We start from the raw sequence: 24427 nt of genomic DNA on the forward strand, positions 1-24427 counted from the left end.
GAAAGTTTTCCTTAAGCTAAGTATAATCCTGCGCGAATAATAAAATTCTAGGGTAATTAATGAAAAACATTGAAATAGATGAAGAACTTTATCAACACATAGTGTCGAATACCCAATTTATTGGCGAAAGTGCTTCGTCAATCTTGCGTCGCTTACTGAGTTTAACGTTAGCTGAAGATGCGCTTGATGATCTTGTCGAAAGTGTTCAAGATGTTGAAGTCACCACTGACAACTTAGTGCCTGGCGTTGAAGAAAATATCGAAATGGAAGCCGTGATAGTTGAAGAAGTAATGGCAGAACCACCTAGTATTGATAATGTACTCAATTATATCAATAAAGAAGAGTTAGCCATGCAACGTGGTGCAGTTGGTCGATTTTTACTTATTCTTGCCGCTTTATATCGCGTGCACAGTGAAAGTTTTGCTGTTGTCTCTGAGATCCGCGGGCGAGACCGTCTATATTTTGCCAAAAGCAAAGATGAGCTTTCCGCCAGTGGTAGCAGTACTAAACCATTACAAATACCTGATAGTCCATTTTGGGTAATGACAAACTCGAACACTACCCGTAAAAAAATGATGTTAACGAAAGCATCGCTAATGTTAGGTTACACTAACGAAGATGCCGAAAATATTAGAGATCTTTTATAAGCCGTATAAAGTTGTCGACGATAATATTTAAATAAAAAATAAAGGGAATATCATGACTATTCATGCACACGCAGGAAAACCAGTTAGACCACAAGACCGTATCAATATTGGTAAATTAGTCAGTGATTATTTTTTATTAAGGCCAGACGTTGCTATTACCGCGCAAAGGGTAACTTTTGGTACCTCAGGTCATCGCGGTAATGCCAGTAAAACCAGCTTTAATGAGCAACATATTCTGGCTATTTGCCAGGCAGTTGCCGAACATCGCATTGAACAAGGATTGAAAGGGCCATTGTTTTTAGGTAAAGATACCCATGCCCTTTCAGAGCCCGCTTTTGCTAATGCGCTGTCGGTGTTAATTGCTAATAACATCCCGGTCGTTATTCAAGACGATGATGGTTTTACACCAACCCCGGTTATTTCTAGGCTCATTATTGCTCATAATAAATTATCGATAAATAAAGATAAGCAAGCCGATGGTTTAATTATTACCCCTTCTCACAATCCACCAACAGATGGCGGCATTAAATATAATCCAGCTCATGGCGGGCCAGCTGAAGGTGGTGTGACTAAAAAAATTGAACAACGAGCCAATGACTTAATTGCCGAAAAGCTCATCAATGTCAAACAAGTTAGCTACCAGCAAGCTTGTTCGTCCGCTTTATTATCAAAACAAGACTTTATTACTTTTTATGTTAACGAACTTGAACAAGTGGTTGACATGAAAGCTATTGCGAAAGCCGGTGTTAAAATTGGTGTTGATCCGCTTGGTGGTTCAGGGATTCATTACTGGCCAGTTATCGCAAAGAAATATCAGTTAAATCTTGAAGTTGTCAATCCTGTTGTTGATGCCAGTTTTGCTTTTATGCCACTTGATAAAGATGGCAAAATTCGCATGGATTGCTCATCTCCTTATGCCATGGCCGGACTCATTGCTTTAAAAGACAAGTTTGATATTGCTGTTGGCAATGATCCCGATTTTGATCGCCACGGTATCGTCACTCGCACGGGCGGGTTAATGAACCCTAATCATTACTTAGCCGTTGCTATATATTATTTGATGACTCATCGTGACTGGCCTAAAACCAGTAAAATTGGGAAAACGTTAGTGTCTAGTTCACTTATAGACCGTGTTGCTAACTATATTGACCGTCCTTTATCAGAAGTGCCGGTGGGCTTTAAATGGTTTGTCGATGGTCTCAGTGATGCTTCATATGCATTTGGTGGTGAAGAGAGTGCGGGTGCTGCTTTTTTATCTCGTGATGGTAGTTGCTGGACAACAGATAAAGACGGTTTTATTATGGCGTTACTGGCAGCAGAAATTCTTGCTGTTACCGGTAAAGACCCCTATCAACTATACCAAGAGCTTGCTGAAAAATTAGGTGAGCCTTGTTATGGCCGTGTTGAAGCCATTGCAAGTTTTGAACAAAAACAAGTGCTAACTTCATTAAGCGCTAACGACATTACGACTACGATGCTCGCTGGTGAAAAAATTAACCAAGTTTTATCACACGCACCTGGCAACAATGCCGCTATTGGTGGTGTGAAAGTTACGACTGACAATGGTTGGTTTGCTGCTCGTCCTTCAGGGACCGAAGATATTTATAAAATTTATGCCGAGAGTTTTATCGATCAAAAACACTTAGCCCTTATTATTACCGAAGCCCAAGTACTGGTAAGTGCTGCTTTTACTAAAGCCGGTTTATAGGTCGATAGTTAAGATAAAGGTATCAGAATTTTTACCCTGCTATAAATTGAAATAACATAATAATATGGGTTAGTGACCTAAATCATTAACCCATATTATATGCTAGCACTGCCAAACGTCGCTACTTCTCATCACTTTTCTTTATCGTCGCTTTAACTTTTATTGTGATCAAACCAAGCAATAATCTCTATTTTTTTGTACAATATAAGTAATTTTTATTGCCTTAGTGAATGTGGTTTGAATAAATTACAAGTAGTCTTACAAGAACAACAGCAAGCGTTACAATCTACGGGTGACTTTCTCGCCTTAACTCGTGCAAATGAGTGGTCAATAGCAGGACGTTTTTCCTTTCAAGTTAAACATCAAGAAAGTAATAGCGAAACAAACGTTACCGTACTTGATACCGGTCTTATTACTTTTGAACCCGTTGAACTGCAAACATCTAATAAAGACATTGTGCTCTCTAGTGCCGTGCACGGTAATGAAACCGCGCCAATTGAAATTTGTGCTGAGCTCATTAAAAAGCTTATTTTAGGAGAGCTTGCTTGTACCGAGCGTGTACTGTTTATTTTTGGCAACCCAGCTTCTATTAACATTTCTGAGCGTTTTATTGAAGAAAATATGAATCGTTTATTCTCTGGTGGCCATTCTGCTGATCAGGGACAGGGGGCGGGTTTAATTAATAAAGAACGCCACCGTGCTTTATTACTTGAAAATACCGTGCGAGATTTTTTCCAGCAAGGTCAAAGCTTATCCAGTAATAAAGAGAGAGAGCGTTGTCATTACGATTTACATACCGCCATTAGAGGCTCAAAAAACGATAAATTTGCGGTTTATCCTTTTCGACATGGTAAAGCTTGGAAAAAATCTCAACTTCAATTTATGCATGCGTGTGGGGTAAGTACTATTTTACTTTCGCATTCACCCACCACGACCTTTAGTTACTTTTCATCAAATGAATTTAATGCTGACGCTTTTACTGTGGAATTAGGCAAAGTGATGCCCTTTGGTGAAAATGACATGGCTAAATTCGTTCAAGTTAAAGAAACACTAACGCGTTTGATTTCAGGACAAGACTTGTTGCTAAAAGACTATGATGAAAATGACTTTAGTATTTATGAGATCTACCAAACCATTAATCGTCAGGGTGAAAACTTTGCTTTAAATTTTTCTGATAACGTTGAAAACTTTACTGACTTTCCAAAAGGTACCGTACTCGCAATAGATGATGGTAACGAGATCAAAACAGATAAAGTCGGGGAAGCAATTATCTTCCCTAATGCTAATGTTGCTATTGGGCAGCGAGCATTATTAACCGTTATTCCCACATCTATCGAATAATGGTCATGCTTATGTAAACTTTTATGGGCATATTGATGATATTGCCGTATGCCCAAAATTTTACTTAGCTCACACAACTTGTGTTTCAGTTTACGTAAAGGTAAAGTACGTTCGATTATTTACAGCAGCTCATTGCGCAAAACCCAAAAAGTACTAAAACTAAGTACACTTACATTAAGAATAATGGGTATAGCAAATCCTGCAATGAACATATTCCATAAGACAAGAAGAGAAGAGAAGGCTATGAACACTGACGTATATAAAGAAAGTCCGGTGGTACATCAACCCGCTTTTATTGATGGTCATTCAGTTGAAATTCCCATCCTCAAAGTATTACAACAAGACGGCACCGTATATGAAGGTGCTGAGCTTCCTGAAATTGATCAAGAATCAGCAACAAAAATTTATAAAACGTTAGCGTTTCACCGTGTACTCGATGAGAGAATGGTCGCATCGCAACGTCAAGGTCGTTTAAGCTTTTACATGACCGCACTTGGCGAAGAAGCCGCAAGTGTCGGTGGTGCTGCCGGTTTAAAACCTCAAGATATGATCATGGCGCAATATCGAGAGCAAGGTGCATTAATGTATCGTGGTTTCTCACTTGAAAACTTCATGAATCAAATGTTCAGTAATGAAAAGGATTTAGGCAAAGGTCGTCAAATGCCCATTCATTACGGCAGCCGTGAATTAAACTACATGACGATTTCATCGCCACTAGCTACTCAAATACCACAAGCGACCGGTTATGCATATGGCCAGAAGATACAAGGGCTTGACGCGGTAACAATTTGTTATTTCGGTGAAGGCGCTGCGTCAGAAGGTGACTTCCATGCGGGATTAAATATGGCAGCAGTACATCGTGCTCCTGTTATCTTTTTCTGTCGTAATAACGGCTACGCAATTTCAACACCTGCAGATGAGCAGTACGCAGGTAATGGTATTGCTTCTCGTGGTGTGGGTTACGGAATTAAAACGATTCGAATCGACGGCAACGATATACTTGCGGTTTTAAAAGCGACACAAGATGCTCGTACTTATGCTTTAGCAGAAAACAAGCCAGTACTTATTGAAGCCATGTCTTATCGTTTAGGTGCACATTCTACCTCAGATGATCCTTCTGGATATCGTACGCGTGAAGAAGAGGCTAAATGGCAAGCACATGATCCTATTCTTCGTATGAAAAATTGGATGTTAGCGAATAAGTGGTGGGATGAAGCACAAGAAACAACCTTGTTTGATAAATTACGTGAAGAAGTCTTAGCGGCAGTAAAAGTTGCTGAAAAAATTGATAAGCCACCCGTTGAAGATTTAATCACTGATGTTTATGATGAACCACCAACGTTATTAAAAGCACAACTTGCCGAGCTGAAAGTACATATTAAAAAGTATCCAGAAGCCTACCCATTCACCGCGGGGAGAATTAAATAATGGCACAAATGAATTTATTACATGCAATTAATAACGCACTTGAAATTGCAATGACAGAAAATGAACGCGCCGTGTGTTTTGGTGAAGATGTTGGCCATTTTGGTGGTGTTTTTCGCGCAACCAGTGGCTTACAAGAAAAATTTGGTAAATTACGTTGTTTTAACACACCTCTAGTTGAACAAGGTGTTATTGGTTTTGCTAATGGTTTAGCAGCTCAAGGCAGTGTGCCTATCGCTGAAATTCAATTTGCTGATTATATTTTCCCTGCTTTCGATCAAATTGTTAATGAATCCGCAAAGTTTCGCTACCGCAGTGGTAATGAATTTGATGTGGGTAATTTAACGATACGTACACCATACGGTGGCGGTATCGCGGGAGGCTTATATCATAGCCAATCACCAGAAGCTTATTTTGCTCATACACCGGGCTTAAAAGTTGTTGTACCTCGTAACCCTTACCAAGCAAAAGGTTTATTGTTAGCGTCTATTCGCGATAAAAACCCGGTTATCTTTTTTGAACCTAAGCGTTTGTATCGTGCCTCTGTGGGCGAAGTGCCTTTAGAAGACTATCAATTACCCCTTGGCAAAGCTGAAATTGTTACGCCAGGTAGTGATATCACGTTATTAGCGTGGGGCGCACAAATGGAAATAATAGAGAAGGCGGCTGAAATGGCTGCAGCTGATGGTATTTCATGTGAAATCATAGATTTACGTACTATTTTACCATGGGATATTGAAACGGTTGTTAATTCTGTTACCAAAACAGGACGCTTAGTTGTTAGCCAAGAAGCGCCATTAACGGCGGGTTTTGCTAGTGAAATTGCAGCAACGATTCAAAAAGAGTGTTTCTTACACCTTGAGTCACCGATTGCACGCATCTGTGGTATGGATACACCTTACCCATTATCACTAGAAAAAGAATATGTTGCCGACCACTTAAAAGTGTACGAAGCCATTAAACACAGCATAAATTACTAAGGTTTTTGTCATGAGTATTGATTTTATTCTACCCGATATTGGTGAAGGTATCGTTGAATGTGAGCTAGTTGAATGGCTAGTTAAAGAAGGCGACGTTATTGTTGAAGATCAGCCCATTGCTGATGTGATGACAGATAAAGCGCTGGTACAAATTCCGGCGATGCATAATGGTACGGTTACTAAGCTTTATTACGCTCAGGGCGATATTGCCAAAGTACATCAGCCACTTTTTTCAATGACAACCGATCAAGAGCAGGCACCTTCGCCTGTGCAAGCAAGCCCAGTGGTTGCTGCGCCAAGTTCGCCAGTTGCTGAGCATTCAGTTGCGGCTTCGACTCATGGTGAGCCAACACTTGAACGTGAAGACTTTATCTTACCTGATATTGGTGAAGGTATTGTTGAGTGTGAACTCGTTGAATGGTTAGTTAAAGAAGGTGATGTGATTGTTGAAGATCAACCCATTGCTGATGTAATGACAGACAAAGCGCTAGTACAAATTCCAGCGATGCATAACGGTACTGTGACTAAGCTTTACTATGCTAAAGGTGAAATTGCGAAAGTACATGCGCCTTTATTTGAAATAGAAAAACTGGCGGCTAATGGCCATCAGAATGCAGTTGTCGCGGCAGAAACTCTTGAAACGCCAACGGTTTCTGCCGTTGAAAAAGTGGCTTTAACAACTATTGCAGCAGCTGTTGAGAAAAAGATTATTAACAGTAAAGCTGTTGCTAGCCCGGCGGTGCGCCGTGTAGCTCGCGAATTAAATGTTAATATTCATGAAATACCAGGCAGTGGCAAGAAAGGGCGTGTTTATAAAGAAGACGTTGTTTCTTTCACTAAAGCGCCAGTTATAAGCACTGAAAATGTAGCGCCAGTCGTTGCTGTGGCACAAAGTGGCGGTAAACGTGTTGAGCCTATTCGCGGTATTAAAGCGGCGATGGCAAAGGCTATGGTACGTTCAGTGTCAACGATTCCTCACTTTACTTATTGTGAAGAAATTGACATGACGAATCTAATGGCGTTACGCAGCGGTATGAAAGACGCTTATGCGAAACAAGATATTAAATTAACTATGATGCCGTTTTTCATGAAATCGATTTCTTTAGCATTAAAAGAATTCCCGATTGTAAATACGCAAGTTAATGATGATTGTACTGAAATTACTTATTTTGACGATCATAATATTGGTATGGCAGTTGACTCTAAAGTCGGCTTACTCGTCCCTAATGTTAAGCAAGTACAGAACAAATCTATTGTTGACGTTGCTAAAGATATCATGCGTTTAACTGACTCTGCCCGTGCAGGTCGTGTTGGTGCAGAAGATTTGAAGGGTGGAACTATTACCATTTCAAACATTGGCGCGATTGGCGGCACGGTTGCTACACCGATAATCAATAAACCTGAATCAGCGATTGTTGCGTTAGGTAAATTACAAAAATTACCACGCTTTAATGATAAAGGTGAAGTTGAAGCACGTTACATTATGCAAGTAAGTTGGTCTGGTGATCATCGTGTTATTGATGGCGGTTCAATTGCCCGTTTTTGTAACTTGTGGAAATCATTCTTAGAAGAGCCAAGCAATATGTTGATGCATATGTCTTAGTTTGACGCTTTTTGATATTAAAAAAAACCTGCTCATGCAGGTTTTTTTGTTTATGGTGGTATCGGTTCTCAAGGAGACGTTTTATTGAGTGAAGAAAGCATAGATAGAGAGTTCATTATCTTCATTTGACTTTGTTGACGTTGAAAATGATGAGAATTTCCACCATGTTTGTACCGATAAGTCTTTGATAATATTGTCCCAAGCATCTTCTTGTTTTTCAGTCACTAGAATTTCGCAATAAGGCTGTTTACAAATAACTGATATTAAATCTACGTTCATGCCATCATAGTGGGTTAGTACAAAGTCTGAAATATTGTTTTGCATATTATAACCCCAATCTAAATCGTCTTCTTTTTGATGAAAATCGTAGATGTCATTTCTTGTTTTTCCTCGAAATGAACTCAAGAAAAATTTGAAGGGCTCTGGAGCGAGTTTTTCCATTTCTTCGTCGGTTGCTTCACTGCCATCAAATTCACTTAATTGATATTTCAATGATGATACTTTACGTTTAGATTTTTTATATTTGTCTTTTAATAATTGATGCTCAGCGATTAAATCTAGGTGCTGCTGATTTAACATTTCCTCATCGTCAACAGTTGTTAATGTCTGGTTATTGGTGACTTGTGGTTGGACTTGAGTAGCGACAACGGTTTGATCGAGTAAATCCGGAGCGACTTTAAATTTTGATATCTTTGCGGTTGGCGGTGTCTTAACTGCCATTACCGTAGGATGAGCCAAATTATCTTGATAACTTTCTGTGCTCAACGATGAAAAACCATAGCCGAGTATTGCTCCAGCAGCCAAAAGTATCAGTGCTTTTAGTAAATTCATATAAATCCTTTTATCTATGTTTTATTATTTTTTAAAGATATTACCTCAATAGAATTATCTTTCAAGCGCTTAAATTTAAGCGGGAGCTTTGAGTTAACATCAAGTCACTTTAAAGATATACTTTTTAGCAGAGCAAGCATTGTTAGGAAATCACGTGCACGAAAATAAACTGCAACATTTTTATATTGCCGAAGAGCAATCGGTTTACTTATTAAACACTAAAGACGCTACTAAATTAAAAGTTTGGGTTGAATTATGTCAGCAGCAATTAAGTTTACTGGGCTATAAAAATATCGCCTTATTGGGAAAGGGCGCCTATGGGTTTGTGTTTAATGGTGATGATGACTTAGGGAATGCCTTTGTTTTCAAATTTTCACGGATGAACTTACCGCAACACGTACAAGACAGACTAGCAGAAGAAGCTGAAATTCAAGGAGAGCTATCGCATCGACGCATCCCTAAAGTTGTTAAATATTACAAAATTAAGCGCCAATCTATCGTGCATATGGAACGAGCGCCGGGCATCGATTTAGAAAAATATTCTCAACAACATGGGCCGTTAGCGCCTGAACTTGTCGTTAATATCGCGATTCAACTCGCTGAAATTTTGCTTTATTTACGCAACCCTAAAAAACACAGCAAAGGGAAACCCTATGTTCATGGAGATATTAAACCCTCGAATGTTGTTTTTAATGAAAAAACGGGCAAGGTTTACTTAGTTGACTGGGGCTCTGCTGTTGTTGCGCAGCTAGATGCTGCTGGGCAAAATACCGCGAATAGTGTCATGGACTTAATGAGTAGTGATTTGCAAAATACTAATGCGCGTTTAGGTGATGTTTACTTTATTGGTCAAGACCAAATAAGTGGCGCAATGTCTTCGCCACGCTTTGATGAGCAGGGGTTAGCGGCAACTATTTATGCGATTGCGTCAGGTCAATCGTGTCGATATGGTCATCAGGTTATTTCTCCGCTTTCATTGGGTTTACCAAAGTTACTGGCGAAAATTATTGATGCTATGCTCAGCGACGATCTCAAAACACGTAATAGCGCCGGTGATTACTTTTTTAAACAGTTACCTTATTTAAAACGCATGGTCATGGCCAAAAAGCATACGGCTTTCGATGCTAAATTACTTATTCCTGTTTGGTTAAAATCTAAAACAGACAAAATTTTTGATACTGTGGTTTACGGTTCGAGAAAATCTTTTTTAAGAGAGTCTACCGAGAGTGATGAGTTAAACGAGATTGATGATGCGCAACTAGAAAAATATTACAAAAACTTTTTGATGGGCATGGGCGATACCGAAAAAGCATTTATTGCCGCAGTTGGCCGGCTAGGTAATTTTCCTGTGGTTGGTGGTTTAGCGATACGTTGGCAGGCCGATGGTGTTTATATTGATTCTAATTTAACCTTGTTTGACCCTAATCTTAATGCTTCTTTTCAAAGTGCTGTCAATAATATGGTGCATCTCGCTCAAGGTATTCACCGCGTTGGTATGTTTAAGAGTTGTTTATTTAATGCCAGAAATACTTTGCATGTCGAAAGACAAAGTAGTGAGCACGACTTCATTGCTGAGTTGGGACAGGAGTTTTCATTTGAGATCAGTGATGTTGCTGAGGTAGATGATATTACACGTTTGCATTCATACTTTGAAGACGGTAAAGACCCCGATGAATACCTCTATCTACCCGATGAAATAATGGCTGTATTAGGACGTTTAAATCTAATTCATCATACTGGCTGCATTATTTTTGAAGTCTTGCCCACTCACTTAAAAATTCATAGTTATTTAATGTTACTTAACCATGAAAAAAAGCAAGAATTTGCCGAGTGTTTAGCTGAAATTATTACGCTATTACCAACAATTCAAGGTCAGGGAATATCAGGCTTTATGAAGTTACCCTATAAAGATACCCGATATTTTGAACATATCAGCACCTTGCCTGAAAAGTATTATCCAAGAAACCCAAAAATAATTGAATCAGTGGAGAAATAAAATGAGTGACAAAATAGGTGAAATGGCTTGGTTAGATTTAACGGTAGACAATGCCACTGAGGTGAAAGATTTTTACCAGCGCGTTATTGGTTGGCAAGTTGAAAACGTGGCGATGGGCGATCATAACGATTATGTCATGAAGAGTCCTGATAGCGGTGAAGCGATCAGTGGTATTTGTCATGCTAAAGGAGTGAATGCTAGTATGCCTGCGACATGGTTACCTTATTTTTTAGTTAAAGATATTCACGCTGCCGTTGCAAATGTTATCGAGCTTGGCGGCGAATTGCTCACTGAAATAAAGTAGGTAGGTAAAGATAAGCATGTGGTGATTAAAGATCCCGCAGGTGCTGTTTGTTCACTCTATCAGCAAGGTTGAATTAAGCTTTATCTATTACGCTAATTTTTGTCAGTATTGACCGTTTTACTTTTAGCGCAAACAGTAAACAATGAAGCCAAGTCAATATCTAGCTTCATTGCATGCTTAGAGTTAGCGCTCACTTAGACGGGATGAACCACTGGGCAGGAACAGTCGCTGATAAAGATGAGTAGCATAGTCATCCGTCATCCCTGAGACATAATCAGCAATTACTCGATGTTCGTTCAAGTTATGCGTTTTTGCATAAAGCCAACGCTGCTTGGTATGTTTAGGCAATAATCGAGCGGGATCACTGGCCAGTGCTTCAAATAACTCCATCACTATTTGTTGCCCACGATATTCGAGTTGTTGAATACTGGTTTGTTTAATAACAAATGAGAAGACAAAGTCTTTGAATATCTGTAGTGCCTTCGCGGCATTAACTGGTAGCTTAGCGTTGTAACGTAATAAGGGTTCAGTAAAGCTTATTGTCGAGTTTTCATTTAAATCAGCTAAATATATTTCGGTAATTAAATAATTGACTAAGCCGCCAATCGCTTCTTTTTGAATGTAGTGTTGTTCATTAAAAAGCTTTGCTGTTAAACGTTGACAATAATCTTGCAACCAAGGTTCATCGATTGCTTTAAGTTTAGTGATAACTTCTTGTTCAAAATCTTGCTGGCTGACTACACCTGTAACTATTGCGTCTTCTAGGTCATGAATACCGTAAGCTATATCGTCAGCGAGCTCCATAATTGAACAATCGAGTGATTTAAATATTGTTTTGTTATGTTTGTTTTTGGTTTTTTTTATTGATTGAAAAAGAGCGCGATCATCAGCAGATAATGGCGATAAAACCCAATCAAACATTTCAGTGTCATCACTATATAAGCCTTTGGCAGGATGCCAGTCAGCCGCTTTTAATTGTCTAAAACTGTGCGGAGCAACAGGTAAAGGTAATTGTGTTAACTCGGTTAATAGTTGTGGGTATTTTATTAAGCCTAATAATGTTCGGCGAGATAAATTCATCCCATAAAACTCACTAAAGGGCTCTAAGTGTGAAACAATGCGAAAAGTTTGCCCATTGCCTTCAAAGCCGCCATGGTTACGCATCATATAATTAAGAGCAACCTCACCACCGTGCCCAAATGGAGGGTGACCAATATCGTGGGCTAAACAAATAGATTCAATTAAGTTCTCATCATCAGGAAAAAGCTCAGCAGATAATTGTGCATGCTTGTTTCTTAATTGGGCACTAATTCCTGAGCCAATTTGCGCTGCCTCTAATGAATGGGTAAGACGGGTTCGATAGAAATCACTTTGTCCACTGCCCATCACTTGGGTTTTAGACTGTAAGCGACGAAAAGCAGCAGAATGGAGTATACGCGCACGATCACGCTGAAAAGGGCTACGGTGATCATTTAGACGTTTTGCAACACTAGCTAGTTTTCGCTGCGACCAAAGTTCGTTCATAGACACCCTTTTATCTTAATTGTGTTAAATTTTTTACCTATCATAATCACATACTTAAATAATAAAAGTCACTACCTAAATATGCTCTGCAGATAATTAACAGACTACTTATCTCGACAACTTAAGTATTAGCAATAAAAATAGCGCGTTTTGGCGCGGGGTAACCTTCTATTGTTTTACTGTTATCGTCAGGGTCAAGGAAATCAGCCAGTGACTCAGTATCTATCCAGTCAGTTTTTCGTTGTTCATCAAGTGCGGTGATATCGGTATTGACCACCCGTATATTTTTAAATCCACATCGCGAAAGCCATGCACACATCGCATCACAACTAGGTAAAAACCAGACATTACGCATTTTAGCATAACGTTCGCCAGGCACTAAAACGGTATGTTCATCACCATCAACCACTAAAGTTTCTAGCACTAACTCGCCACCCTTTACTAACTGTGCTTTTAATTGGTAAAGAAAATCAATAGGAGAACGGCGATGGTATAAAACACCCATGGCAAATACGGTATCAAAGGCATTAAGCTCAGGTAATTGTTCTACACCTAACGGCAATAAGTTGACTTTAGGGTCATTAACAAAGTGCTGAATAGCATTAAATTGTGTAAAAAATAATTGTGTTGGGTCTATGCCAACAACAAATTTAGCTCCATCACCGCGCATACGCCATAAGTGATAGCCACTGCCACAACCAATATCTAAAACGTATTTATTGTTGAGTGGGCTAATATGCTCTTTTAAACGATCCCATTTAAAATCGGAGCGCCATTCAGTGTCTATATGCAAACCATGGATATGGTAAGGGCCTTTACGCCAGGGTTTAAATTTTTTCAGTAAATTTTCTAAACGCTTATATTCACCTTCAGTAATATCTTCTTTTTTACCGACAGTTACTCCGTCACTGATATTAACGACTGATGGTGTCGTCTTTGGTAAAGCGGTTAAGGTTTTTTGCCATTGGGCAAACTCGCCATGCAATTGTTCTTTTTTCCATTGGCTAAGTTGCGCAGGAAGAGTGTTTAACCAATGGCTTAGGCGGTTTTGAGCTATTTCTTGATAAAATTTATTGAATGACATGAATAAAGTTACTTAATGGCGATGAGTGAAAAAAAGTTAAAACATTGGAACCAAGGCGTTTGATGGTTGAAACCAGCATTTTCTAAGCGTGCAATATGTTCGGGTAAGCTATCAATGCGCATAACTTTTTCAATAGCGGTACGTTTTTGGGCTATTTCTAGTTCGCTATAACCGTTGGCGCGTTTAAAGTCGAGATGCAAATCGACAAGTAGTTCATTACAGATCTTATCATCAGCTGATATTTTTTCTGATAATAACAATAAGCCACCAGGCTTTAAACCCTTGGCTATTTTATCTATTAATGTCGAGCGTATTTCTGGCTCAATAAACTGTAAGGTGAAATTAAGTACTACCATTGAAGCGTTTTCAATCTCAATATCTAAAATATTCCCTTCAATAATTTCTACCGGTGTAGCACCTTTGAATGCACTAACATGCATTTTACAGCGCTCAACCATGGCAGAAGAATTATCAACACCTATAATTTTACAGTTTTTTGCGGTGATCGCTTTACGCATGGCTATCGTTGCGGCGCCGAGTGAGCATCCTAGGTCATACACATGACTATTGTCAGTGACAAAACGCTGACTTAAGCGGCCAATGGTATCAATAATGGTATTATAACCAGGTACAGAGCGGGAAATCATATCAGGAAAAACTTCGACAACATGTGCGTCAAAAGTAAAATCTTTAATTTGGCTTTGTTTTTTTGAAAAAATTAAATCGGGTTCTGATGGTTTCATTAGGCTGAACTTGTCTTGGTATTTAAATATCAATTTTGCGTTATTTTAACCCAAATTTATTGTCATAGGGTAGTATTGCGTACTTTTTAGTAGTTAAAGCTAAAATTTACCCTGCAACTTATGACGAATAAGGTCTATAATCGTTGTTATTTCATCCACTTTAACCATTAAGGAATTGCTGTTGCAACTCAATTATTTTGTTCGTTGTCTAATCTTACTGGTGATGTGTTTTGCTATAACAGTGCAAGCAAACAATGAACGTTTTGAAATCTCAGCAAAGCCACTCACAATAGCGATAAACAAAACCAGCTATCCTTATATGTTCCTCAATGACAAAGGACAGGCGGATGGCTTAATGCCCGATCTTTGGAAGCTATGGGCAGAGCGACAAGGTGTTAAAATTGAATTTATTACCACGGACTGGTTATCAACATTATCACAGGTTCAATCAGGTGAAGTTGACATTCATGGCGGAATGACTAAAACAGTAGAGCGCAGTAAAGAATTATTGCTTACACCGTCATTTTTCTATCACGATTTCTATTTTTATACCCATAGAGACTTTACTAATTTAACTGAAATTAGCCAATTGTCACCTTACATTATTGGTTCGGTTCGCGGGTCAAGTCATGCCGCAATCATTTTAGAAAAATATCCGCACCTTAAATTACGTTTATACGAAAATCGCCATGTCTTATATCAAGCGGCATTAGCTAACGAAATAATGGTTTATACGGACGTTGAAAAACCTTCTAAACTTTTTAGTGAGTATTTTGAATTAAATAAACAATACCCACCTTACAAAAGAATTAGTTTTTATCAAGGTGAATATGTAGCCGCCACATCAATAGAAAATACGTTGTTAAAAGACTTTATCGTTGAAGGTTTTGATAAAATTACGGTTGCCGAAAAATCGCTAATAGAAAAAAAATGGTTAGGACGAGAGAAAAGTAGCAAAACATTGTTATTAAGCTTCCTAACACAAGCACCGCCTTATATGGCGGTATCTCCTACGGGGCAACCGCAAGGTTTATTTATTGATTTATGGCGTTTATGGGCGAAAGAAAGTGGCATTGAAATTGAATTTATTGCTCAATCTCCATCACAAGAATTAGCGATGTTACAAGGCGGTGATGTCGATATACATATTGGTTATTCAGCCGAAAATTTTAATAATAAATTACAGATCGCTTCACAAATTTATGGTGTTGATGCTGGCGTGTTTGTTTCTACCCGAATTGATAATGTTTATTCATTGAAAGACTTACAAGGTAAAAGAATAGGTATTTTAGCGGGGACTACTTATGAAAACACCTTAACTAAGAGGTACCCTAATCTAAAAGTTCAGGTTTACCAGACAGCTAATGAACTTCTTCATCAGGCTGAATTAGGCAATGTTGATGCTATGGTCAGTGCTCAAGAATACCTAAATGCCCGTTTAATAGAAAGCAATTTACAATCTTCATTTTATCAATTAAAAAATGTTACTTTCCCAACACCGGTTTATTCCTTAGTAAAAAAGGGTAATGATAAATTGGTTGAATTGATTAACGAAGGCTTTAACAATATCCCTATTGAGCAACTTATTAGACTCGAGAGAAATTGGCTTATCGATAAAAATAACGGCTATTTTGTTCGCTCTGCTGAAAAAGTGAGTTTATCTCAGTCTGAACAATTATGGCTAGAACAAAATCAAAAAGTAAATGTTGGACTGGTTAAAAACTGGATGCCAATGGAATTTGTTAATGCAAAAGGCCAAGTAACAGGTATCAACCCCGATGTACTTAAGTTGATATCAGATCGTTCTGGTTTAGCGTTTGAATTTACATTTTTTGATAGCTGGAATGACTTATATCAAGGATTAGTCGAGGAAAAAATTGATATGCTTGCCAGTATTTCTGTGACGCAAGAGCGAAAGAAACAGGTTCTATTTACTCAACCTTATTGGAGTATGCCTTGGGTCATTTTACACCAACGTCAATTGGGCTCTCAACTGACACTTAACAGTTTTCATGGTAAAACATTAGCCGTTATTAAAGGCTACTATCTATCGTCTGCTATTAGAAAAGAACACCCATTAATATCGTTAAAACTCGTTGATACTCACAATGACGGCCTACTTGCCGTTCAGCAAGGTAAGGTTGACGGTTTTATTTCTAATATAGCGTCTGCTTCTGAATTAATGAAACGAGAAAGTCTCAGTGTTTTAGATATGTCAGTGTTGGAAGAATTGCAAAGGGACAGCAGTCACTTTGCCATTAGACCGGATTGGCTTGAATTACAACAAATCATAAACAAAACCTTATTGACTCTTTCTGAGAATGAAAAACAGAAAATTTATGACCGCTGGTTTGGAGTGAATATAGAAACAGGGTTTAATAAAGACGTTGTCATGCGAGTCTCAGCACAAATTGGTGTACTTATCCTCATTATTATTATTGCGATAATAATGTGGAATAGGCGCTTATATGGTGAAATAAAAACGCGTAAATTGCTTGAAGAAAAAATGAAACATATGGCGACCCATGATGAATTAACCGGGTTAGCCAACCGAGTATTGCTAAAAGACCGGATAAATACTGCCATTAGCTTCCATCAGCGCCAACAATTACAAATGGCCGTTTTATTTCTCGATCTTGATGGTTTTAAAACTATAAATGACACCCATGGCCATGATGTTGGCGATGAACTGTTAGTCAAAGTGGCTAATAAACTAAAAAGTTGTGTTCGACAGTCAGATACGGTTGTTCGTTTCGGTGGTGATGAATTTGTTCTACTGCTAACAGGTTTGCATCAAAAAAGTGAAGCGGCTTATATTGCCGACAAAGTATTAAAGCTGATGCAGCAGCCTTTTGAATTGTCGGTGGAACGGGTTAATATTGGTTGTAGTATTGGTATTGCTATGTATCCCGATGATGGTGTGACAGATAATGACCTGCTAAAAATTGCCGATACGTTAATGTATAGAGTTAAGGCAAATGGAAAAAATCATTATGTCTTCAACTCAGAGACATACGCAGCTAAATAAATAAAACCAAACTATTTTATCATCCGTAAAATATTTTTTAATCATTTTACGGTCACTATTCCCCTTAATGCTTTTTTTGTCGTCATATTCCTTTATAATGTCGGCAATTTTCCATCCTAACGATTGCCATGCTAATACTTTGCATGAGCTAGTTAGTATTATCAGGACAACAGACATGCGCGATCTTTATTGTGGTGATGTGAACGAATCTCACATTGGCAAAGAAATTACTTTATGCGGCTGGGTTAACCGTCGTCGAGACTTAGGTGCGGTGATCTTTTTAGATCTACGTGATCGTGAAGGTATGGTACAAGTCGTTTATGATCCAGATTTACCTGAAGTTATAGCGAAAGCGAATACCTTACGTAATGAATTTTGTGTTCAAATTAAAGGCAAGGTGCGTGCCCGACCTGAAGGTCAAATTAATAAAGACATGAAAACCGGTGCTATTGAAATTTTAGGATTAGAGCTGACTATTTTAAATAAGTCTGCACCATTACCACTTGATTCCAACCAAAATAATTCAGAAGAACAACGTTTAAAATATCGCTATTTAGATTTACGTCGTAGCGAGATGACAGAACGTATGCGTTTTCGTGCAAAAGTAACATCGGCAGTGCGAACGTCCTTAGAAGGGCAGGGCTTTTTAGATATTGAAACACCTATCTTAACTGCGGCAACACCTGAAGGTGCACGTGACTATTTAGTACCAAGTCGCACACATAAAGGTCAGTTCTTTGCTTTACCGCAGTCACCTCAGTTGTTTAAACAATTGTTAATGATGTCGGGTATGGAACGTTACTATCAAATTGTTAAATGTTTTCGTGACGAAGATTTACGCGCTGACCGTCAGCCTGAATTTACTCAAATAGATATTGAAACGTCATTCATGAGCAGCGAGCAAGTGATGAATGTTGCTGAAACGATGATCGTTAAATTATTTAAAGATTTGATGAATGTTGATTTAGGCACATTCCCTCGTATGACTTATTTAGAGGCAATGACACGTTTTGGTTCAGATAAACCTGATTTACGTAATCCACTAGAATTAGTGGATGTTGCTGATATTGTTAAAGATGTAGAGTTTAAAGTTTTCTCTGGACCTGCAAACGACGAAAAAGGCCGTGTATCGGTAATTTGTGTTCCGGGTGGTGCTGCAAAATTCTCACGCAAAGGTCTTGACGAACTGACTAAGTATGTTGGCATTTATGGTGCTAAAGGCATGCCTTGGTTAAAAGTTAATGATGTTGATGCAGCCTTAAGTACTGGTATTGACGGCATACAATCGCCGGTCTTGAAGTTCTTAAATGAAGAAGCGGTAAAAGCGTTATTAACACGTACTAACGCTAAAACAGGCGATATTATTTTCTTTGGCGCTGACAAGTACAATGTTGTTACTGAATCACTTGGTGCATTGCGTCTTAAACTAGGCGAAGATTTAGAATTATTACAAGGTGATTGGAAACCATTGTGGGTTGTTGACTTCCCAATGTTTGAAGAAGCTGATGGCGGCATGCATGCAATTCATCACCCGTTTACCGCACCTATTAATTTAACGGCTGAAGCATTAGAAGCTAACCCTGTTGGCGCGCTTTCTGATGCTTACGATATGGTGTTAAATGGCTGTGAATTAGGCGGCGGTTCGGTACGTATTCATAACCAAGATATGCAAGCTGCAGTTTTTAGAATTTTGGGTATTAGTGACGAAGAAGCGCAAGAAAAATTTGGCTTTTTACTTGAAGCACTTCAGTATGGTGCTCCACCACACGCTGGCTTAGCGTTTGGTTTAGACCGCTTAGTAATGTTAATGACTGGCGCATCATCAATTCGTGATGTTATGGCTTTTCCAAAAACAACCACAGCGGCTTGTCCACTAACCAATGCACCGGGTAAAGCAAATCCAGCACAGCTTGTTGAACTGGGCATCGCTTGTTTACCTAAAGCTGAAAAGAAAGAAGAACCTTTAGCTGAATAGTTTATAAATAATCAGCGTTCGATAAAAAGCAGCTAATTAGCTGCTTTTTTTATCTATAGAATGTACGGTCATGACAGTTCTTAGGCAACCATGCCTTCACTGTATTATTGCTTTGTACAGGTCATTTTTGTTCTAGGTAAATCATAGACCCTGATCCCTCTAGGCAATGTTGTGGCGCCATGAATTACAACGAACGACGAATGGTCACGACCGCATGTATGCAGAAGGTAGAGCGAAGCATAGATGCACAAGCCGAGGATGTACTAGGGCTCCTGTCGTCATGCTGAATTCATTTCAGTATCTGAATAACAGTTCTTATCTGCATAACGTTCATTGTCAAAATGAACGACGACATTGCCATTTAACTGACTTCAACGCATAATCTCGATACTCTTTTAAGCCATTCCTGCTTTCGTTAAAAATACTATTAAATAAGAGAACTCAATTTGACCATAATCCTAGGTATCGATCCTGGCTCACGTATTACCGGTTACGGTGTTATAAAAAAAGAAGGTCGCAAAATCTCATATTTGGGCAGTGGCTGTATAAAAGCATATGCGGGCAATAAAGAGGAAGATGACTTTAGCCTGCGTCTACAAACTATTTTTGCTGGTGTTTCTGAGTTGATCCTGCAATTTTCTCCCGAACTTTTTGCTATAGAACAAGTTTTCATGGGCGTTAATCCTGGTGGCGCGTTGAAGTTGGGGCAAGCGCGAGGAGCTGCTATTGTTGCGGCAACCAATAAAGGCTTACCGGTTGCAGAATACTCAGCCAGACAGATAAAACAATCGGTTGTTGGCACGGGCGCCGCCGATAAAAGCCAAGTACAACACATGGTGAAATCTATTTTAAAACTGCCTGCTATGCCGCAAGCGGATGCTGCCGATGCACTCGCTATTGCGCTTTGTCATGCGCATAGCCATGATACTCTTGCAAAAATGGCGGGGCAGGTTAGTAAAATCGTCCGTGGACGATTACGATAAACCACGCAAGCGACTTTACTGTATAAATATATAGTGGTATGGTTGCCAAAAGTTAATGTAGAGAAGGTTTTAGCTGTGATTGGTCGTTTACGTGGAACATTATTAGAAAAATTAGCACCAGAAGTCTTAATTGAGTGTGGGGGGATTGGCTACGAAGTTACTATGCCAATGACCAGTATTTATGCCTTACCTGAATTAAACGAACAAGCGATTATTTATACGCACTTTGTGGTCCGTGAAGATGCGCAATTATTATATGGCTTTGCTAATAAAATCGAACGTAGATTATTTAGACTGGTTATTAAAGTTAATGGTGTTGGCCCTAAATTAGGCCTTGCCATACTTTCAAGCATGTCTGCAGACCAATTTGTTAGCTGTGTGGCTCATGACGACTTGACCAGCATTGTAAAAATACCAGGCGTTGGGAAAAAAACAGCTGAACGTTTACTCATTGAAATGCGCGACCGTTTAAAAGATTGGCAAGTCACTCATACGGCATCGCCATTAGCATCGGGAACACTTCCGATTGAGCTTCATCATGAAAATACTTTTGTGACTAATGCAAAAGGTGATGCGATTAACGCATTAGTTTCTTTAGGCTACAGTCAGCAACAAGCTGAAAAGTCGATACGAAACGTATTTAAAGCAGAATCAACGAGTGAAGATCTTATTCGTGACGCATTAAAGTCAATGCTTTAATATCTACTGCATTGATAAAATGTAGATAAAGCTAACACGTAAATAACAGGCTGCTAATAGTAACATCGGCCTGACAATACTCACTTAGCCGTATTTAAATAAGCAAAGACACAAGAGAAAATAATGATAGAAGCTGATCGTCTTATTGAACCTACTGCCCAGCCAGAAGAAGAAACCATTGATCGTGCTATTCGTCCTAAACTACTAGCCGATTATACTGGACAAGATCATGTCAAAATTCAAATGGAAATTTTTATCGCGGCAGCAAAGAAGCGCGATGAACCACTCGATCATTTATTGATATTTGGTCCTCCTGGTTTAGGTAAAACCACACTTGCCAATATTGTTGCTAATGAGATGGGCGTGAATATCCGCACAACTTCTGGTCCTGTCTTAGAAAAAGCCGGAGATTTAGCGGCTTTACTGACTAACCTCGAAGAAAATGATGTGCTCTTCATTGACGAAATTCATCGTCTAAGTCCTGTGGTTGAAGAAATCCTTTACCCCGCAATGGAAGATTATCAGCTAGATATCATGATTGGAGAAGGGCCCGCTGCTCGTTCAATAAAATTAGACTTACCGGCATTTACCTTGATTGGTGCAACGACCCGTGCCGGCGCCTTAACCTCGCCACTGAGAGACCGTTTTGGCATTGTGCAACGACTTGAGTTCTATAACACTAAAGATTTAACTGAAATAGTTAAACGTTCAGCCTACTTTCTCAAGCTACCTATTGATGAAGAAGGCGCATTTGAAGTGGCCAAGCGCTCTCGTGGCACACCAAGAATAGCTAATCGGTTATTACGTCGAGTCCGTGACTATGCCGATGTGAAAACGCAAGGCATTGTTAGCCAAGCAACGGCCGCTAAAGCACTAAATATGTTAGAGGTTGATGATCAAGGTTTTGATTTAATGGACCGGAAATTATTGCAAGCGATTATTGATAAATTTATGGGCGGTCCTGTTGGCCTTGATAATGTCGCAGCAGCCATTGGCGAAGAGCGCGAAACAATTGAAGATGTTATTGAACCTTATCTTATTCAGCAAGGTTTCCTGCAAAGAACACCGCGTGGGCGTATAGCAACTGAACGTGCTTACCAGCATTTTGGTTTAGATAAGCCGGTTTAATAACCAATCCACATCGTTATATCAAATTTTAGGTAAAAAAAAGCCCACATAAATTATGTGGGCCAACTTATAAATTAAGTTGATAAGAGGAAATAGGGTTCCAATAAACATGTCAGAGAGAAGAGATAAAATCTATTCAAATTGTCTGGCTATCAACTACCCCGTTATATCAGTGAAGATAAACTTGAATAATTATTACGCTAGCTCGAACAACAAGCGGATTTTAGAGTAAGTGTTCTATTTATACAAGATAAAAAAATTAGATATTCCGCATTAGAAAAACTAATGTTACTTTTTTGGTGTGTCTTTAATCAGCGCGGTACAAACCGGTAATTCTCCGCTAGAAACTATTTCTCAAAATGTTACATTCGATTACCACTAAACGCTTGTCGTCAGAAGTTATTATCATTAATATAGAAGAAATTATAATTGAGTGTCTCGAATTTTATTTTTAACGATAAAAATACAAATAACGATGCACTGAGCGTTTTACATCATACAACTCATGCCAGATATTAAACACGTTTATCCAGTTAGGATATATTATGAAGATACGGATGCCGGCGGTATTGTTTATCATGCAAACTATTTAAAGTTTTGTGAACGTGCACGTACTGAGTGGTTGAGAGAATTAAACGCTAATCAATCATCTTTTTTAGAACAAAACATTGGTTTAGTGGTCAGAAGAGTGGAAATGGATAATGTAGCTTCAGCCAGCTTAGATGATTTACTTATTGTTACCTCATGGATTAGCGAATTGAAACGCGCCAGTCTGGTTTTTACTCAACAAATAAGTGATCAGCAAAATAAGCTTATTTGTGCTGTTGTTGTCCAAATTGCTTGTGTTAACTTAGCACTTGCCAAACCCTGTGCTATTCCCGAAAAAATATTAGGAGCGTTAAAACGTGTCAGCTGAAATTTCTATATTTGATTTATTCCTTCAAGCCAGTTTGTTAGTTAAAAGTGTAATGTTAATTCTACTCGGTTTTTCTATTGCATGTTGGGCGATGATATTTCAACGTCGAAAAGCACTTAACGACGCACAGGCACAAATGAAAATCTTTGAAGATAAGTTTTGGAGCGGAGCAGACCTAAGTAAACTCTATAATGAAGTTTCGTCTAAAGGTCCTGCCACCGGTATTGAAAGTTTATTTGTATCAGGCTTTAAAGAATTTGCCCGTTTACGAAAAAGCAATATGGATTCACCACAAGCGATTGTTGACGGAACTCATCGAGCAATGCGCGTTGCACTTTCACGTGAAGTTGACCATCTTGAAACACACTTGCCATTTATGGCGACCGTGGGTTCTATTAGTCCGTACATAGGTTTGTTTGGTACTGTTTGGGGGATTATGAATTCGTTTATTGCACTTGGCGCTGTTGAGCAAGCAACACTTGCTATGGTTGCTCCGGGTATTGCTGAAGCATTAATTGCCACGGCTATGGGCTTATTTGCTGCAATTCCAGCAGTGATCGCTTTTAATCGTTTTAGCCACCATGTTGAAAAATTAGAAAATGGCTACGGTAATTTTATGGAAGAATTTTCCAGTATTTTACAACGTCAAAGTACCAGTGAACCATCAGCATAAACGGAGTAATATCTTATGTATAAAAGAGTAAGACGCCGTAAAGTTGCTGAAATCAATGTTGTTCCTTACATTGATGTTATGTTGGTGTTATTAATTATTTTTATGGTTACCGCACCATTGATCACTCAAGGTGTGAAAGTTAACCTTCCTAAGGCCGATGCTGAAGCGCTTGATAAAGAGTCAAAACCCCCTTTAGTCGCTTCTGTTGATGCCGACGGCAATTATTATTTAGCGGTCGGTACCAGTAAGAATGAACCCATGTCAGCTGAACAAGTGGCAACACTGGTTGCTGCCCATTTAAAAGTTGAACCTGACACGCCAGTCGTTGTTAACGGCGATGGTGCTGTTTCTTATGATGCTGTGATACAACTAATGGTGTTATTACAACAAAAAGCAGGTGTTCCATCGGTTGGTTTAATGACAGACCCTGGAGCTAAATAATTAATGAGCCGAAAATTTGCTATCGCATTATCATTGAGTTTCTTATTACATATCGTATTAGCTGCGGTATTATTGATTGGCGATTTTGACAGCGAACCCAAAGTGGCGCCCAAAGTTGTGCAAGTACAGACTATTCAGGCAACTATTGTTGATAAAAGTAAAATTGAAGCACAAGTTAATAAAATTAAGCAAAAAAAACTTGATGATGCTCAACAGTTAAAAGACTTGGAACAACAAGTGGCTTCCGCTAGGGTAAAACGTGCTAAGGAAGAAAAACGTATTAAAGAACTTGAGCGACAAAGAAAGAAAAAATTACTAGAGAAAAAGGCAGCTGACTCAGCAGCAAAAAAAGCGCTAAGCAAAGCTAACGCCGCTGAAAAAATACGCAAACAAAAAGA

Annotated in this window: 21 protein-coding genes; 17 read left to right on the forward strand and 4 right to left on the reverse strand. The window is 38.9% G+C overall.

What is annotated here, in order from left to right; all coding sequences use genetic code 11:
- The first annotated feature begins 59 nt into the window (after positions 1 to 59).
- From seqA to H4J76_RS14610, 6 genes are all read left to right on the forward strand, one after another.
- A complete protein-coding gene (seqA, locus tag H4J76_RS14585) occupies positions 60 to 647 on the forward strand; it encodes a replication initiation negative regulator SeqA (protein ID WP_182217716.1) in 588 nt (195 codons plus the stop codon).
- Positions 648 to 699: 52 nt separating this feature from the next.
- Complete coding sequence (pgm, locus tag H4J76_RS14590) at positions 700 to 2355, forward strand: phosphoglucomutase (alpha-D-glucose-1,6-bisphosphate-dependent) (protein WP_182217714.1); 1656 nt, start codon at positions 700 to 702, stop codon at positions 2353 to 2355.
- A gap of 237 nt (positions 2356 to 2592) precedes the next feature.
- Positions 2593 to 3696: a succinylglutamate desuccinylase gene (gene astE, locus H4J76_RS14595; protein WP_182230867.1), complete on the forward strand. Its 1104-nt coding sequence runs from the start codon at positions 2593 to 2595 to the stop codon at positions 3694 to 3696.
- Positions 3697 to 3939: 243 nt separating this feature from the next.
- Positions 3940 to 5124: a thiamine pyrophosphate-dependent dehydrogenase E1 component subunit alpha gene (locus H4J76_RS14600; RefSeq protein ID WP_182217711.1), complete on the forward strand. Its 1185-nt coding sequence runs from the start codon at positions 3940 to 3942 to the stop codon at positions 5122 to 5124.
- Positions 5124 to 6101 carry an alpha-ketoacid dehydrogenase subunit beta gene (locus H4J76_RS14605; RefSeq protein WP_070376283.1) on the forward strand — a complete coding sequence of 326 codons (978 nt, stop codon included), beginning with the start codon at positions 5124 to 5126 and terminating at the stop codon, positions 6099 to 6101. Before H4J76_RS14600 ends, H4J76_RS14605 begins: the two co-directional genes overlap by 1 nt.
- Positions 6102 to 6111: 10 nt before the next feature.
- Positions 6112 to 7704 (forward strand): dihydrolipoyllysine-residue acetyltransferase, encoded by a 1593-nt coding sequence (locus tag H4J76_RS14610; protein WP_182217709.1) that lies wholly within the window; start codon positions 6112 to 6114, stop codon positions 7702 to 7704.
- 81 nt (positions 7705 to 7785) lie between these two features.
- Here H4J76_RS14610 and H4J76_RS14615 read toward each other — a convergent pair whose 3' ends face one another.
- Complete coding sequence (locus tag H4J76_RS14615; protein ID WP_182230868.1) at positions 7786 to 8535, reverse strand: hypothetical protein; 750 nt, start codon at positions 8533 to 8535, stop codon at positions 7786 to 7788.
- 154 nt (positions 8536 to 8689) lie between these two features.
- Here H4J76_RS14615 and H4J76_RS14620 point away from each other — a divergent pair, with 154 nt between their 5' ends.
- Together H4J76_RS14620 and H4J76_RS14625 are read left to right on the forward strand one after the other, a co-directional pair.
- On the forward strand, positions 8690 to 10531 hold the full coding sequence (locus H4J76_RS14620; protein ID WP_182230869.1) for a protein kinase domain-containing protein: 1842 nt from the start codon (positions 8690 to 8692) through the stop codon (positions 10529 to 10531).
- A gap of 1 nt (position 10532) precedes the next feature.
- Positions 10533 to 10835: a VOC family protein gene (locus H4J76_RS14625; protein WP_182230870.1), complete on the forward strand. Its 303-nt coding sequence runs from the start codon at positions 10533 to 10535 to the stop codon at positions 10833 to 10835.
- A 183-nt stretch (positions 10836 to 11018) separates the two neighbouring features.
- Here H4J76_RS14625 and H4J76_RS14630 read toward each other — a convergent pair whose 3' ends face one another.
- The 3 genes from H4J76_RS14630 to cmoA all read right to left on the reverse strand — a co-directional run bounded on the left by H4J76_RS14630 (position 11019) and on the right by cmoA (position 14186).
- Complete coding sequence (locus H4J76_RS14630; RefSeq protein ID WP_182230871.1) at positions 11019 to 12359, reverse strand: anti-phage deoxyguanosine triphosphatase; 1341 nt, start codon at positions 12357 to 12359, stop codon at positions 11019 to 11021.
- A gap of 121 nt (positions 12360 to 12480) precedes the next feature.
- On the reverse strand, positions 12481 to 13443 hold the full coding sequence (gene cmoB / locus H4J76_RS14635; protein ID WP_070376289.1) for a tRNA 5-methoxyuridine(34)/uridine 5-oxyacetic acid(34) synthase CmoB: 963 nt from the start codon (positions 13441 to 13443) through the stop codon (positions 12481 to 12483).
- 8 nt (positions 13444 to 13451) lie between these two features.
- Positions 13452 to 14186 (reverse strand): carboxy-S-adenosyl-L-methionine synthase CmoA, encoded by a 735-nt coding sequence (gene cmoA, locus H4J76_RS14640; protein WP_182171727.1) that lies wholly within the window; start codon positions 14184 to 14186, stop codon positions 13452 to 13454.
- A 181-nt stretch (positions 14187 to 14367) separates the two neighbouring features.
- On the opposite strand from cmoA, the gene H4J76_RS14645 reads away from it, so the two are divergent.
- The 9 genes from H4J76_RS14645 to tolA form a co-directional block, all read left to right on the forward strand.
- The gene (locus H4J76_RS14645; RefSeq protein ID WP_182230872.1) at positions 14368 to 17214 is read left to right on the forward strand and encodes a transporter substrate-binding domain-containing protein; all 2847 of its coding nucleotides are present in this window, start codon (positions 14368 to 14370) and stop codon (positions 17212 to 17214) included.
- A gap of 175 nt (positions 17215 to 17389) precedes the next feature.
- A complete protein-coding gene (gene aspS / locus H4J76_RS14650; protein WP_182171721.1) occupies positions 17390 to 19189 on the forward strand; it encodes an aspartate--tRNA ligase in 1800 nt (599 codons plus the stop codon).
- Between the two features lie 446 nt (positions 19190 to 19635).
- The gene (gene ruvC, locus H4J76_RS14655; protein WP_146798953.1) at positions 19636 to 20172 is read left to right on the forward strand and encodes a crossover junction endodeoxyribonuclease RuvC; all 537 of its coding nucleotides are present in this window, start codon (positions 19636 to 19638) and stop codon (positions 20170 to 20172) included.
- Between the two features lie 75 nt (positions 20173 to 20247).
- A complete protein-coding gene (ruvA, locus tag H4J76_RS14660) occupies positions 20248 to 20871 on the forward strand; it encodes a Holliday junction branch migration protein RuvA (RefSeq protein ID WP_070377216.1) in 624 nt (207 codons plus the stop codon).
- A 123-nt stretch (positions 20872 to 20994) separates the two neighbouring features.
- Complete coding sequence (gene ruvB / locus H4J76_RS14665) at positions 20995 to 21999, forward strand: Holliday junction branch migration DNA helicase RuvB (RefSeq protein WP_146798954.1); 1005 nt, start codon at positions 20995 to 20997, stop codon at positions 21997 to 21999.
- 505 nt (positions 22000 to 22504) lie between these two features.
- Positions 22505 to 22915: a tol-pal system-associated acyl-CoA thioesterase gene (gene ybgC, locus H4J76_RS14670; protein WP_182217695.1), complete on the forward strand. Its 411-nt coding sequence runs from the start codon at positions 22505 to 22507 to the stop codon at positions 22913 to 22915.
- Positions 22905 to 23588, forward strand: coding sequence for a protein TolQ (tolQ, locus tag H4J76_RS14675; RefSeq protein WP_070376296.1), 684 nt, complete (start codon positions 22905 to 22907; stop codon positions 23586 to 23588). Before ybgC ends, tolQ begins: the two co-directional genes overlap by 11 nt.
- Before the next feature lie 15 nt (positions 23589 to 23603).
- The gene (gene tolR / locus H4J76_RS14680) at positions 23604 to 24029 is read left to right on the forward strand and encodes a protein TolR (RefSeq protein WP_146798955.1); all 426 of its coding nucleotides are present in this window, start codon (positions 23604 to 23606) and stop codon (positions 24027 to 24029) included.
- Between the two features lie 3 nt (positions 24030 to 24032).
- Positions 24033 to 24427: cell envelope integrity protein TolA (gene tolA, locus H4J76_RS14685; protein ID WP_182230873.1), on the forward strand; the 395-nt coding region annotated here is incomplete at its 3' end.

The organism is Colwellia sp. BRX9-1, from assembly GCF_014077195.1.
Classification (GTDB): Bacteria; Pseudomonadota; Gammaproteobacteria; order Enterobacterales; family Alteromonadaceae; genus Colwellia_A.